10 protein-coding genes are annotated in these 14,316 nt (G+C 67.3%); 8 read left to right on the top strand and 2 right to left on the bottom strand.

The genetic code is table 11. From position 1 onward, the window contains the following. Positions 1-13: 13 nt before the first annotated feature. Positions 14-1,723, bottom strand: a complete 1,710-nt coding sequence (locus ACOGXD_RS13980; protein WP_419915628.1) for a formate--tetrahydrofolate ligase — start codon at positions 1,721-1,723, stop codon at positions 14-16. 233 nt (positions 1,724-1,956) lie between these two features. Here ACOGXD_RS13980 and ACOGXD_RS13975 point away from each other — a divergent pair, with 233 nt between their 5' ends. The 3 genes from ACOGXD_RS13975 to ACOGXD_RS13965 are packed head-to-tail and all read left to right on the top strand — an operon-like array spanning position 1,957 to position 6,318. Further along, the gene (locus ACOGXD_RS13975; protein WP_419915627.1) at positions 1,957-4,479 is read left to right on the top strand and encodes an FAD-dependent oxidoreductase; all 2,523 of its coding nucleotides are present in this window, start codon (positions 1,957-1,959) and stop codon (positions 4,477-4,479) included. Between the two features lie 28 nt (positions 4,480-4,507). Further along, entirely contained in the window at positions 4,508-5,272 is a 765-nt protein-coding gene (locus tag ACOGXD_RS13970; RefSeq protein ID WP_419915626.1) for an electron transfer flavoprotein subunit beta/FixA family protein, read from the top strand. Next, the gene (locus ACOGXD_RS13965) at positions 5,269-6,318 is read left to right on the top strand and encodes an electron transfer flavoprotein subunit alpha/FixB family protein (RefSeq protein ID WP_419915625.1); all 1,050 of its coding nucleotides are present in this window, start codon (positions 5,269-5,271) and stop codon (positions 6,316-6,318) included. Before ACOGXD_RS13970 ends, ACOGXD_RS13965 begins: the two co-directional genes overlap by 4 nt. A 5-nt stretch (positions 6,319-6,323) precedes the next feature. Here ACOGXD_RS13965 and ACOGXD_RS13960 read toward each other — a convergent pair whose 3' ends face one another. Then, the gene (locus ACOGXD_RS13960) at positions 6,324-7,079 is read right to left on the bottom strand and encodes an IclR family transcriptional regulator (RefSeq protein WP_419915624.1); all 756 of its coding nucleotides are present in this window, start codon (positions 7,077-7,079) and stop codon (positions 6,324-6,326) included. Between the two features lie 211 nt (positions 7,080-7,290). Here ACOGXD_RS13960 and ACOGXD_RS13955 point away from each other — a divergent pair, with 211 nt between their 5' ends. The 5 genes from ACOGXD_RS13955 (at position 7,291) to ACOGXD_RS13935 (ending at position 14,311) form a co-directional block, all read left to right on the top strand. After that, a complete protein-coding gene (locus ACOGXD_RS13955; RefSeq protein ID WP_419915623.1) occupies positions 7,291-9,306 on the top strand; it encodes a molybdopterin oxidoreductase family protein in 2,016 nt (671 codons plus the stop codon). Further along, positions 9,299-11,083, top strand: coding sequence for an NADH-ubiquinone oxidoreductase-F iron-sulfur binding region domain-containing protein (locus ACOGXD_RS13950; protein ID WP_419915622.1), 1,785 nt, complete (start codon positions 9,299-9,301; stop codon positions 11,081-11,083). Before ACOGXD_RS13955 ends, ACOGXD_RS13950 begins: the two co-directional genes overlap by 8 nt. After that, positions 11,080-12,048 carry a 2Fe-2S iron-sulfur cluster-binding protein gene (locus ACOGXD_RS13945; RefSeq protein WP_419915621.1) on the top strand — a complete coding sequence of 323 codons (969 nt, stop codon included), beginning with the start codon at positions 11,080-11,082 and terminating at the stop codon, positions 12,046-12,048. Before ACOGXD_RS13950 ends, ACOGXD_RS13945 begins: the two co-directional genes overlap by 4 nt. 93 nt (positions 12,049-12,141) lie before the next feature. Next, a complete protein-coding gene (locus ACOGXD_RS13940; protein ID WP_419915620.1) occupies positions 12,142-13,458 on the top strand; it encodes an MFS transporter in 1,317 nt (438 codons plus the stop codon). A gap of 28 nt (positions 13,459-13,486) precedes the next feature. Next, positions 13,487-14,311, top strand: coding sequence for an EamA family transporter (locus ACOGXD_RS13935; protein ID WP_419915619.1), 825 nt, complete (start codon positions 13,487-13,489; stop codon positions 14,309-14,311). Positions 14,312-14,316: the final 5 nt, after the last annotated feature.

Raw genomic sequence — 14,316 nt, 5'->3', positions numbered from 1 at the left:
ACAACGGCTCCGATCAGCTCAGGCCGACGATGTCGCCATCGGCATCGAGGTCGATGTGGCGCGCCGCCGGGTCACGTCCGAGCCCGGGCATCGTGCGCATGTCGCCGCAGATCGGGTACACAAACCCGGCACCAACCGACGCCCGCACTTCACGCACCGGCAGAGTCCAGCCGGTCGGGGCGCCCTTGAGCGAGGCATCCGACGAGATGGACAGGTGGGTCTTGGCGATGCACACCGGCAGGTTCCCGAAGCCGTTGCGCTCATAGCCGTCGATCTCGCGGTTCGCCCGGGCGGTGTAGCTCACATCGTCTGCGCCGTACACGTTGGTCGCGACAGCGCGGATCTTGTCGCGCAGCGACATGTCGTCGGGGTACAGCACCGAGAAGTCCGTCGGCTCCTCGGCAGCCTCGGCCACGGCTTCGGCAAGGCCGGCCGCGCCGGAGCCGCCGTCGGCGAAGTGAGTGCAGCGGGCCGAGCGGGCGCCGTACTCGGCGGCGATGTCGGCGATGGCGGCAAGGTCGGCCTCATGGTCGCCGGGGAACTGGTTGATCGCCACCACCGGCGAGACACCGTGCATCCGCACGTTCTCGAGCTGTTTGCGGAGGTTGTCGCCGCCGGCGTGCACCTCGTCAGGATTGGCTTCGAGCAGGGCCGGCGGCAACGGTCGCCCGGCCACGATCCGGTGCTTGCCCGAATGAGCCTTGAGGCCACGCACGGTCGCCACGATCACTGCGGCGTCGGGCGAGACACCCGAGTACCGGCACTTGATGTTGAAGAACCGCTCCGCACCCATGTCGGCACCGAAGCCCGCCTCGGTGAGCAGGAAGTCGGACGTGCCGATGCCGATCTGGTCGGCAACGATCGAGGAATTGCCGGTCGCGATGTTGCCGAAGGGACCCGTGTGCACGAGTGCCGGGGATCCTTCCAAGGTCTGCATGAGATTGGGTTTGATGGCTTCGCGCAGTAGCACCGCCATCGACCCGGCGGCGCCGATGTCCTCGGCGGTCACCGGCTCGCCGCCTTTGGTGTAGCCCAGCACGATGCGACCGAGCCGGGCACGCAGATCTGACATGGAGGTGCACAGCGCGAGCGTCGCCATCACCTCCGAGGCAGCGGTGATGTCGAAGCCCGACTCGCGGGGGATGCCGTCGAGGCGGCCGCCCAATCCAATGGTGATGTTCCGCAAGGCCCGGTCGTTGACATCCAGCACCCGGCGCCAAGTGATGTTGTGAATATCGAAGCCGGCCTCATTGCCGTGGTAGAGGTGCGCATCGAGCATGGCGGCGCAGAGATTGTGCGCTGCAGTGACGGCGTGCATGTCGCCGGTGAGATGCAGGTTGAACAGGTCCATCGGCACCACCTGGCTGTAGCCGCCGCCGGCCGCTCCGCCCTTGATGCCGAAGGTGGGACCCATCGACGGCTGCCGGATGGCGATGGTGGCGGTTCGCCCAATGTGTCCGAACGCCTGCCCGAGCCCAACCGTGGTGGTCGTCTTGCCCTCGCCGAGCGGCGTCGGGGTGATGGCCGTCACCACCACGTAGCGCCCGCGGGGCCGGTCAGCCATCGCTTCGACGGCCTCCAGCTTGACCTTGGCCACGCCGGTGCCATACAGCTCCAGGTAGTCCAGCGGGATGCCCGCCTCGTCCGCGATCTCGGTCAGCGGCCGGATCTGTGCAGCCGATGCAATCTCGAGATCACTTGGAAATCCGCCTGTTGTCGCCATGCCGTGCACCCCCACACGAATTGAGCCCTCTACACCCTGCCAGAACCTCGCGGCCTCGCTGCGCCACCGGTTCGATGTCGTCAATTGCCGGGTCGTTCGGCTACTGTTCCCCTAGTTGCTGTTCCGCTGAGCGGAACTGTTCCATCATACAGAACAGCATCGATCCATAGCAGCGATATGCGGCAGCGGTGCTGCGGCATGCTGTTGACCAGCAATGGCGGGGGATGAGAGCTATGAGTGACTTTCCGGCGCGGGCAGATTGTGTCGTCATTGGTGCAGGCATCGTCGGCAACTGCCTGGTCGGCCATCTCAGCGATCTCGGCTGGACCGACATCGTGCTCCTCGACAAGGGCCCGCTCCCCAATCCGGGCGGATCCACCGGCCACGCGTCGAACTTCATCTTCCCCGTCGATCACTCCAAGGAGATCGTCGATCTGACGGTCGACAGCCAGCACCAGTACGAGGCACTGGGTCTGCAGAACACGTGCGGCGGCATCGAAGTGGCACGCAGCCCCGAGCGCATGGAGGAGTTCCGTCGCCGCATGACCTCGGCGACGTGCTGGGGCATCGAGTCGAAGCTGCTCACGGTCGACGAGGTCGTCGAGATGGTGCCGTTCATCGACGCCGATGTCATCTTGGGCGGCTTTTACACCCCCAGTGTCTCGGCAGTGGACTCGCTGGAGACGGGTACACAGATGCGCCGCCGAGCCACCGAGGCCGGCCACCTGCAGACCTTCGCCAACACCGAGGTGCTCGACATCGAGACCGTGGCCGGACCGAACCGCCCCCGCATCTCCGCAGTAGTGACCGACCGCGGCCGTATCGAGTGCGACACGGTGGCGATCGCCTGCGGTGTGTGGAGCCCCAAACTCGCGCAGTTGGCCGGGGCCACCATCCCGCTCACGCCTGCGGTCCACCAGATGGTCGATGTCGGCCCGTTCGACGTGCTCGTTGAGACAAATCAGGAGCTGGCCTACCCGATCGTGCGTGACATGGACACCTTCTGCTATGAGCGCCAGTCGGCCGGCTCCATGGAGGTGGGCAGCTACGCCCACCGGCCGATCCTGCACCGTGTGGAGGACATCCCTTCCAACGAGGAAGCAGCCCTCAGCCCCACCGAGATGCCGTTCACACCCGATGACTTCGACGAACAGCTCGAGCAGGCCATCGAGCTGATGGAGTTCCTGGGTGACGGCGAGATCAAGTACGCCATCAACGGCCTGCTGTCGCTGACGCCCGATGCCTCGCCGGTCTTGGGCCCGACACCAGAGGTCGAGAACCTGTGGTCGGTGGCGGCGGTGTGGGTCAAAGAAGGACCCGGTGTGGGGCGCTTGATGGCCGAGTGGATGACCTACGGCTATCCCCGTATGACTGACCCCCACGGCTCGGACGTCACGCGCTTCTACCCACAGGACCGCAACGTCATCCACATCGAGACCAGGGCCGACGAGCACTTCAACAAGACCTATGGCATCGTGCATCCTCGCGAGCAGTGGGCGACGCGCCGCAACCTGACCTGTGGGCCGGCCAAGGCCCGCACCGATGACCTCGGTGCCTACTACTTCGAGGCCGGCGGCTGGGAGCGGCCGCACTGGTACGAATCGAATGCCGACCTCGTCGAGCACTACGGCATCGAGGGCCGTACCCACGAGTGGGATGCTCGCTGGTGGAGTCCCATCACCGATGCCGAGCACTTGCACCTGCGGGAGCACTGCGGGCTGGTGGACATCTCGCCGTTCCAGGTATTCGAGGTGTCAGGCCCAGGCGTCGTGCCCTACATCGAGAAGATGGTGGTCAACAAGTGCGACCTGCCAGTCGGACGCTCGATCTACACCCCGGTGCTCACCGCCGACGGCGGCTTCCGTTCCGACCTCACGATCGTGCGCCTGTCCGAGGACCGCTTCCGCATTGCCACGGGCGCATTCGACGGCGGTCGTGACGAGTACTGGTTCCGCCACAATCTCCCCGCCGATGGCGTTCACTTCGAGAATCGCACTGAGGCTCTGGCCACCTACGGCGTATGGGGCCCCAATGCGATCGCACTGCTGCAGACGCTGACCGAGACCAGCCTGTCTCAGGAGGCTTTCGGCTACGGCCAAGTGCGCGATGCACTGCTCTCGGGGATCCCGGTGCAGATGTTCCGCATCTCCTATGTCGGCGATGCGGGCTTCGAGATCTACTGCCCGACGAGCGCTGGGCTGGCCCTGTGGGACGTCATTGCACAGGCCGGGCGCGAATTCAACCTGCGGCCCGTCGGTGCCGGGGTGTACGGCACCACCGGGCGGCTTGAGAAGGGTTACCGGCTCATGGGTGCCGAGCTCGAAAGCGATTACAACCCGGTCGAAGCGGGCCTGGCCCGGCCGCGGGTGAAAGCTGTTGATTTCGTCGGCAAGGAGGCCTACTTGGCGGCCCGGGAGGCGCCGCCGGCAGCCCAGCTCTCCATGTTGCGCTTCGAGAGCCTGCGCTGTGCCGAGGGCTACGACCGCTTCCCGATGGGGGCCGGCAACGAGCCTGTGCTGACAGCGGCGGGGGAGCGGATCGTCGACTCGCACGGCAGGGTCAGCCGCGTCACCACCGCGGGCAACGCACCATCGCTCGGCGCCTACCTGGCAATGGCCTACCTGCCGCCGGAGCTGGCCACCGTGGGCACGGAGCTGTCTGTCATGTATCAACATGAGCAGTACCCGGTAACGGTGGCGGCGACGGGTGCGAATCTGGCGCTGTTCGATCCCGACGACAGCCGCATGAAGGCCTGAGGGCGCGCCGGTGCGCATCCTGGTGTGCGTGAAGCGAGTGCCCGCTGTGGGCTCGCGTATCAACGTGACCGAAGACGGCCAGCAGGTCGATACTGCCCACTTGGGCTTTACCACCAGCCCGCATGAGGAATGCGCGGTGGAGGAGGCCGCGCAGATCGTCGAGCGGCTCGACGGCGACGACCATGCCGTCGTGGTGCTCACGCTGGGTCCCGAGGCGTCGACCGAGCAGCTGCGCTATTCGGCCAGCGTCGGCGGCAGCGAGTTCGCACTGGTGATCGCGGACGGCGGCCTCGACTGGGACCCTCAACGAACGGCCGTCGCGATCACCTCCGCTGTGCGGGAGCTCGAGGCCGCCGGTGGGCAGTTCGACCTCATCCTGTTCGGCAACGAATCTGCCGACGGGGGCAACTTCCAAGTCGGCATCCGGGTGGCGCACGCGCTCGGGCGCCCGATCGTGAACGGCATCAAGGGCATCGACCCCCACGAGCGAGGCTTCACCGCTCGCCGCGAGACCGATGCGGGCTACGAGGTGTACGAGCTCGAGGCCCCCTGCGCACTCGGGGTCAAGGAAGGCATCAACCTGCCTCGTTATCCGACCATGAAAGGGCGTCTCGCCTCGCGCAAGGCCCAGATCCAGGTGCTCGACTGCGCCGCCGATGCTGACGCGGGCGGGCAGTCACGGGTTCGGCTGCACCGGCCGCCCGAGCGTGCCAGCACCACCGTGCAACTCGGCGACAGTGCCGCTGCAGCACCCGCTGTGGTGGACCTGCTGGACGAGTTGGGGGTGCTGTGAGCGCCGTCGCTGTCCTGATCGACCACGACCGTGGTGTCCCCTCAGGCGGTGCCCTGGAAGCCCTGACTGCGGCCCGCTCGCTCGCCTCGGACCTGAACACGGATCTCGTAGCCGTCATCCTGGGCGACGGCGACCTGTTCGATGCGCACGGCGCCGATCTCGTTGCCGCCTGCGCCGACTATGGCGCCGCTGTGGTGCACTGCGGACGCCATTCGTTCCTGGCCGACTACGGACCCGATGCCTGGGGCGCTGGGCTCGCGATGTTCGTCGAGGCTGCGGGGCCTGTGGCCGTCGTGGCGGCGGGAACCGATCGTGGTGCCGAGGCCATGGCCCAGCTCGCCGCCCGCACCGACCTGCCGCTCGTGGCCAACTGCGTGAACGTGTCGCCAGCAGGCTCGCTGGCCGATGCGCCGTCCGGCCCCCCCGGCGGCGATGCGTGGCACATCACTCGCATCCAGTGGGGCGGCTCGCTGCTCGAGGACGTGACCCTCACCTCGACCTTGCCGCTGCTGACTATTGCGCAGCACTCCATCGAGGCCGAGCCGTGCGAAGGCGGTCCCGTCCCAGCGGCTGTTGCCGATTTCGAGCCCGACCTTGGGCCTGAAGTGCAGCAGACCCTGGTCCGCGATCGGGTGACGCTGGCCGAGGGCGTCACGCTGTCCACCGCGCCGGTCGTGGTGTCGGGCGGCCGAGGCGTCGGCTCAGCAGACGGGTTCGCAGCGCTCGAAGAGCTTGCGGAACTGCTCGGCGGCCGCGTCGGTTGCTCGCGAGCGGTGACCAACAACGGCTGGCGCTCGCACGCTGACCAAGTCGGCCAGACCGGCACCCGCATCGCCCCGGAGATCTATATCGCCTGCGGCATCTCGGGTGCCATCCAGCATTGGGTCGGCGCCATGGGTTCGAAGAACATCCTGGCGATCAACATCGACCCGGAAGCCAACATGGTCACCAAAGCGGGCTACGCCGTCATTGCAGACCTGCACGAGGTCGTGCCCGCGATCTGCGACGAGATCCGCCGCCGCCGCGACCGCCCCAGCTCAAGCTGAGTCGGCTACACCGGCAGCGGCGCTCGTCCGGCCAGGTGCTCGGCCAAGTTCGACGCAGCCTCGATGAGCACAAGGCCAATGTCGTGGGTGCTGTTCGGATCGGGGAAACGGTACGCGGGGCCGTGAACATGCAGGGCCGCCACCACCGCCCCCTCTTCGTTCAACACCGGAGCAGCCACCGAGTTGATCCCGATGGCGAACTCCTCGTACACCCAGACATATCCGGCACTGGCGACTTGGCTCAGCCGAGTCTTCAACGCCTCGGCATCGACCATGCTGTTCGCGGTCGTTGCCTCGAGGCCGGCGCGCACGTACTCGTCGAGTGCTCCCGGGCTGAGATGGGCCAAGAACACGAGCCCCGAAGGCACCAAGTGCATCGGGCAGTACTCGCCCGTCCACGACCGCACCTGCACCTCGGATTCGGGCTCGACCTGGTCGAGGTAGTACACCGTCCGATCTGCACGAACGCTCACGCCGGCCGTCTCGCCGACCTGGTTGACCAGGCTGTGCAGGTGCGGTCGTGCCGCGGCCAGCAGGCTCCGATCTGCACCGGCAGCCCCGATGATGTCGATGAGTCCCTGTCCGAGCCGGTAGTCGCCGCCTGCGTCGTCCTGGACGACGGCGTCGACTGCTTCGAGCGATGTCAGCAGCCGGGCCACCGTGCTCTTCGGCAGCCCGACGTGATCGGCTACGTCGGTGACACCCTGCGGACCCACGGCCAATGCCCGCAAGACAGCGAACGCGCGAGAGATCGACTGCACCGGCTCCACGGTAGCCCGCGGGCAGCATGGACCTGTCGGTTGACGGTATTTTTGTGCCGTATTGTGGAACTGTTCTGCTCTACGGAACGCCACACTGCCGATACGGGGCAGCAAATCTGTAGTCAGGGTGAAACTGTTGTAGTCACGGTAAAGAGTCCGGGGACAGCATAGAATTCTGGATCACGGCACTCAGGCGTATCGAGGAGGGGCGATGCCTCGGGGGAACAGTGCACGATCAGGGGGGCGCCAGGCACCTCTCGCGCGACTCGACACGCCCCTCGTGCGCGACGGCGGCGTCCTGCGCCCTGCGAGCTGGGACGATGCGCTCGACCGTGCCGCATCGGGGCTGCGGGCGGCCACCCAGCAGCACGGCGCCGGCGGTGTCGGCATGTTCTCGTGCTCCAAGAGCACGAACGAGATGAACTACGCAGCCCAGAAGTTCATGCGGACGGTGCTGAAGTCCAACAACATCGATTCCTGTAACCGCACCTGACACGCTCCGTCGGTCGTCGGTCTGGCGACAGTGTTCGGACTCGGGGGCGGAACGTGCTCCTACCAGGAAATCACCGAGACCGATGTGATCCTGCTGTGGGGATCGAATGCCCGCGAGGCCCATCCGATCTTCTTCCATCACCTGCTGCGCGGCCTCGACAACGGCGCTGCCATGTACGCAGTGGATCCCCGCCGAACCTCCTCGGCCGAATTTGCCGACGTGTGGCTCGGCCTCGACGTGGGCACAGACATCGCGCTGTCCAACACCGTGGCTCGCGAGATCATCGCCCGCGGAATGCACAACCAGTCCTTCATCGATCACGCGACGACGGGGTTCGATGCCTACGCAGCATCGGTGGAGCCATTCACGCTCGACGAGGGCGAGCGGCTGACCGGCGTGCCAGCAGAGGCCATCGCGGAGATGGCCCACCGTTATGCCACGGCCGACCGAGCGCAGATCCTGTGGACGCTGGGCATCACCGAGCACCACACGGCGGTCGAGAACGTGCTCTCGCTGTGCAACCTGGCGCTGCTGACCGGCCATGTCGGCCGGCGCGGCTCGGGCCTGGTGCCCCTGCGAGGCCAGAACAACGTGCAGGGCGGCGGCGACATGGGTGCCCTGCCCGATCGACTGCCCGGGTTCCAGCTCCTCACTGACCCCCAGGTCCGGGCTCGCTACGAGAGCACCTGGGGCTGTGAGCTGAATCCCGTCCCGGGAAAGCACCTCACCGCGATGTTCGAAGCCATGGAAGACGGCGAGCTGCGGGCCCTCTATGTCATCGGGGAGAACCCGGCCGATTCCGAAGCCAACGTGGCTCACGCCCGCAAGCTGCTCGAAGGGCTGGACCTGCTGGTCGTGCAGGACATCTCGCTGACGCGTACCGCACGGATGGCTGACGTAGTGCTGCCTGCGGCTGCGGGCTGGTCCTCCAGCGAGGGAACGGTCACCTCCTCCGAACGCCGTGTCCAGCGGGTGCGTGCTGCGGTGCCTCCCCAGGGTGACGCACGCGACGATGTGCACATCATCAGCGAGTTGGCACAGCACATGGGCGCGCGGTGGACGGCCACGTCCGCGCAGGAGTTGTGGGACGAGATGCGATCGCTGTCGCCGTTGCATGGCGGCATGAGCTGGGAGCGTCTCGAGGCGAGCGGCGGCCTGCAGTGGCCCTGTCCCGACGACGACCATCCCGGCACCGAGTTCCTGCACGGCTGGCTCTGGGAACCCGACCTCGACGGCCATGCGCCGGCACCATTTTCGACCGTCACGCATCTTCCTCCCGCAGAGGCACTGAGCGAGCAGTTCCCACTGCGCCTGACGACTGGCCGGGTGCTCGATTCCTACAACACGGGCGCGCAGTCTGCGGGCTATTCCTCGCCCATCCGCTCCGGTGATGCCATCGAGATCAGCCCTGCCGACGCGTCGGACATCGGGATCGTCGAAGGCGACACGGTGCGTGTGAGCTCACCCCGGGGCTCGGTGGACATGGACGTGCATGTCACCGATCGCCTGCCCACAGGCCTGGTCTTCACGACGTTCCATTTCCCGGAGCTGGTGGATGCGAACCTGCTCACGAACGACGCTTGGGATGCCCGCAGCGGCACGGCGGAGTTCAAGGCCGCCGCCGTTCGCATCGACCCGCTGCCGCCTCTCACTGCCGCCGCTGGCGGTACATCCGACCCAGCCGTCGCCGACCGCGCATCTGGCACCGCAGCGGCAGGTGGCGCTGGTGGCTGACCTGCACTTCTCCGATGCGGAGCCCACCGCATCGGAGCGACGAGCGGTGCTGGCTGCACTCAGCGTCGACGAGGCGAGCGACGGCGCCGTTGTCGTCTCCCATCCGCGTGTTGTGCGCGCAGGGATGCAACGGCGAAAGCAGATGCGGCACCAGTTGCTGCCTGCGCTGCATGCTCTCCAGCGCGAGGCCGGGTGGATCTCGCCGGGCGGCCTCAACTTCGTCGGCCGGACGCTGGGCGTGCCACCGGCGGAGGCCTACGGCGTGGCCACGTTCTACGAGATGTTCCGCACCGAAGCCCCCGCCCACGAGCTCAGCGTTCGCCATGTCTGCGTCGATCCCATCTGCGCGCTGGCAGGTGCCGCACCCCTGGCGGAACACCTGCGCTCACAGGGTCATGCCGTGCACGAAGGTCCCTGCCTCGGGCAGTGCGAACGGGCGCCGGCGGTGTTCATTCAGGGTCGCCGCGAGCCCGACCGCGTCCCCGCAGACGGCAGCGGTCCTGATTCGCTGCTCGTGAGCGTCACGGCGCCGGCTCCCGAAGCCCCCAGCCTGCTGCGGCACATGATCGGACGGGACCACGGCGGCAGCGAGAGCATGTCGATGGAGGCGTACCGGGAGCGAGGTGGGGGAGCAGCTCTCGACGCAGCGCTGGGCCTCGGAACCGACGAAGTCATCTCCCAGGTGACCGCAGTCGGGCTGTCGGGGCGCGGCGGGGCCGCCTTTCCCACCGGCATCAAGTGGCGAGCGGTGGCCGACGGCGAAGGTCCCAAGCATGTCGTCGCCAACATCGACGAGTCCGAACCCGGAACATTCAAAGACCGGCTGCTCTGCGAGCTGGAGCCCTTGGCCATCATCGAGTCCATCGCTGTGGCCGGCCTGACCGTGGGCGCCGAGCACGGCTGGATCTACATACGCGGTGAATACCCGCTGGCCACCCAACGCCTCCGGCATGCCATCGCACAGGCCCACAGCGCCGGCTGGCTCGGCGATGACGCAGCCGGGTCCGGGCAACCGTTCGACATCGAGTTGCGCAGGGGTGCGGGCGCCTATATCTGCGGCGAGGAGACGGCCCTATTCAACTCGCTCGAGGGATTCCGGGGAGAGCCGCGCAACAAGCCGCCATTCCCCACGACCCATGGGTTGTTCGGCCGCCCCACGGTGGTGAACAACCCTGAGACGCTGCTCAACGTGAATGAAATCCTGCGCATCGGTCCTGAGGCGTACCGCAGCGTGGGAACTGAGGGCTCACCGGGCACGAAGCTGTTCTGCCTGTCCGGCCACGTCGGTCGGCCCGGACTGTACGAGGCTCCTTTCGGGATGCCGCTGGGCGAGCTGCTGGAGTTGGCCGGGGGTGTGCAGGGAACGTTGGCCGCTGTGCTGCTGGGCGGTGCTGCCGGCAGCTTCGTCGGATCTGACGCCGGGGAGATGCCGCTCTCCCTGGAGGACACCCGGGCTGCAGGCACGACACTCGGCTCGGGCCCGGTGATGGTCTTCAACGACAGTGCCGATATGAGCGCCGTGGTCGAGCGTCTGGCCAAGTTCTTCCGCGACGAGTCGTGCGGCCAGTGCGTTCCCTGCCGCGTGGGCACGGTCCGCCAGCACGAGCTGGTGACACAGATCCGTCGCACAGGACGGTCCACGGAGCCTCAGCGTGAGCTGCTCGGAGATATCGCGGACGCAATGGGCGACGCGTCCATCTGCGGGCTCGGCCATACGGCGGCCTCGGCGGTGCTCTCCGCCATGCGGCTGGGTCTGCTAGGAGACACTGCGTCATGACTCGTTCCGGCGAGAGCCCCCGTCCCGAAGCCGAGCCAGCACGGGTGACGCTGAGCATCGACGGGCACGAGGTGACGGTGCCCGAGGGGGCGACGATCCTGGCGGCCTGCACGGCAGCCGATGTCGAGACGCCGACCATCTGCTGGGCGCCCAACCTCACACCAGTGAACGTCTGCCGTGTCTGTGTGGTGGAGCTCGAAGGGTCTCGCACGCTCGTGCCGGCGTGCTCACGACCAGCTGAGGCGGGCATGCAGATCAGCACCGACTCCGAGCGGGTGCGTCACAGCAGGCGCATGGTGCTGGAATTCCTCGGTTCGGCGAACGACCTCTCACAGGCGTCGGAGATTGCCGACTGGTCACGAACCTACGGCGCCGATCCCGACCGCTACGGCGGCTCAGGCAGCGACGGCGGCGCCGATGTCTCTGTGCCCGGCGGCGGGGATCCGCTTGAAGAGTCCGGACCGGAACGGGTCGATGAGCCCGTGCGCATCCAGGACGACTTGTACATCCGTGCGTACGACCGCTGCGTGCTCTGCTACAAGTGCGTCGAAGCCTGCGGCGACGATGCCCAGCACACCTTCGCCATCGCAGTGGCTGGACGTGGTTTCGATGCCCGCATCCGCACCGAATACGACGCCGAGCTCCCCGACAGCGCCTGCGTGTACTGCGGCAACTGCGTGGCGGTGTGCCCCACTGGGGCATTGCAGTTCCGCACCGAGTTCGACTTGCGCGCCGTGGGGGAGTGGCGCCCCGACGATCAAGCCGTCACCCGCACGGTGTGCTCCTACTGCGGTGTGGGATGCAATCTCGAGCTGCATGTCCAGGACGAACGCATCGTGAAAGTCACGTCGCCTGCCGATCACTCGGTGACCAGCGGCCATCTGTGCATCAAGGGCCGGTTCGGCTGGCAATACGTGCACGCACCAGCGTTCGAGCCCCCCACAACATCGGCAGCGGAGCACTAGTCGCAGGTGTCGGCGCAGACGCCAGCACCTGAACCGACCCCGACCTCCGAGGACGGAGCAGCGAGCACTGCACGCCAGACGCGGCGAGCACGGGTGCGGCGGCGTGCACGCACACTGGCCGCCGAGCAGCAGCAACAGCAGCAGTCGAGCGACGTCGATCAGGCCGCGCCGGTCGTCGGCGGTCCGGCGCTCGCCGGCCGGTTCAGCCGGAGCGCCGCGCTGTTCGGCGGCATCACCCTGCTCATGGCCGGGCACGGGCTCCAGAACACACTGCTGGGCGTGCGGGCCGAAAGCGAAGGCTTCAGCTCGACAGTGGCTGGGCTGGTCATGGCCATGAACTTTGCCGGCTTCCTGGTGGGCGCAGCGCTGGCGCCGCGGCTGCTGCGTCAAGTGGGTCATGTGCGTGTCTTCGCCGCACTCGCCTCGCTGGGCAGCAGCGTCACGCTGGTGCAGGCCGTATTCGTGACCCCGTTGGTCTGGGGCGCATGCCGGCTGGTGTGGGGCATGTGCCTCGCGGCGCTGGTGGTGGTAGCCGAGACATGGCTGAACGAGCTGGCCACCAACCGCAACCGCGGTCAGATGATCGCTACTTACATGGTCGTCACCATGGGCTCGATCGCGACCGGCCAGTTCCTGGTCACCACAGCCGACGTGAACGGTTTCACCTTGTTCGCCATGTCCTCGGTGCTGGTATCGCTGGCACTGGTTCCGATGTCGCTGTCGGCTTCGGCCAACCCGCCAGTGGTCGTGCCCGAGCCGCTCAGCCTGAGGGCAATGCTGCAAACAGCGCCGACCGGGGTGATCGTGGCATTCCTGGTCGGCGGAGCGCTGGGCTCCATCTCGGGTCTCGGAGCGGTGTACGCCGCCAACCGGGGGCTCACGCCCTTCGAGGTCGCACTGTTCGTGGGTGCGCCGATGATCGGCAGCCTGTTCGGGCAGATCCCGCTTGGCCGCCTGTCCGACAGCGTGCCTCGGCGCCTGGTGATCCTGCTGGCTGCGCTTGCGGCGGCATCGGGCTGCCTGGCGATGCTCGCACTCGACGAGCGCACAGTTGCAGGCCTCGCCGTGATGGCTCTGATGGGAGCATTCGCCTACCCCATCTACTCCATGGCCGTGGCGCAGACCAACGACTGGCTGCGAGATGAGCAGCGCGCCAGCGCCAGCGCCGTGCTCGTGCGCATGAACGGCGTCGGTGCCCTGATCGGGCCGACGGTGGCCGCGCTCGCGATGTCGGTGACGCTGAATGCGTTCTACCTCGTGATGGCCGCAGCGCATGTGCTGATCGCGCTGCTCGTGACGGCACGCATCGTGCTGGTGGCTGGACCGAGCGTCGATGCTCAAGGCAACTTCTTGCCCATTCCTGCTCGAGCCTCAGCGGCCGTGGCGACCCTGCTGAGACTCCGCCGGTGAAACCTCGTTTGCGCGCAGAGGCCTGCTGATGGGAGCGCTGTTCGGCCTGCTCACGTCGTTGAGCATCGGCACGAGCGACCTGTTCGGGCGCCGGGTGGTGACCCGTTGTCACGTGCTGTCGGCGATGATCGTGTTCCAGGGCGCTGCTGCGCTGATGGCGATCGCAGTCCTGCCTTTCATTCCGGGCTCATTCGCCGGGGACGACTTCGTACGAGGATTGGCGTCGGGCTTCGGGCTCGGTGCCGGCCTGGCGCTGTATTACACGTCGCTCGACCGGGCCGGCTCTGCGATCGCTGCACCCATCGTGGCGACGCTGTCGGCCGTCATCCCGTTCGCCTACACAGCGCTGCGAGGCCACGATCCGCCGCTCATCGGCATCATCGGTGCCGCCGTCGCCTTCGGAGGGCTCGGCCTGGTGACAGCAGGAGGCACTCGGGGCAAGCACGTCGGGGCCGGAACGGTCTGGGCAACGCTGTCCGGCCTCGGGTACGGCGTGGGGCTCAGCGTGCTGGTCGATCTGTCCGAGAGCTCGGGGGCTTGGCCTGGGTTCGGCCAGCGGCTGACCTCAGTGGGACTCATGGCCGCTGTGGTCGCGCTGCGGGGTCTCCCGGCACTGCCCCCGCCCGACGTGATGGGCTTCGCGTTGCTGACGGGTGTGGCCAGTGCCGCGGCGACGATCTTCTACATCGTCGGCATCTGGTTCGACCCGCCTACGACCGTGGTTGGGGCATCGATGTTCCCGGTGATGAGCGTCATCGTCGGCAGGGTCGCCTACCAAGATTCCCTCAATGCGCGCCAGTCCATCGGAATCGTGGCCGCCGTCGCCGGCGTCACCGCCGTCGTCGCCACCTGAGACCG

This window comes from Candidatus Poriferisodalis sp., assembly GCF_965204125.1.
Taxonomy (GTDB): domain Bacteria; phylum Actinomycetota; class Acidimicrobiia; order Acidimicrobiales; family Poriferisodalaceae; genus Poriferisodalis.
The sequence above is the reverse complement of the archived record's forward strand: the minus strand, read 5'-3'. Positions and strand labels throughout refer to the sequence as shown.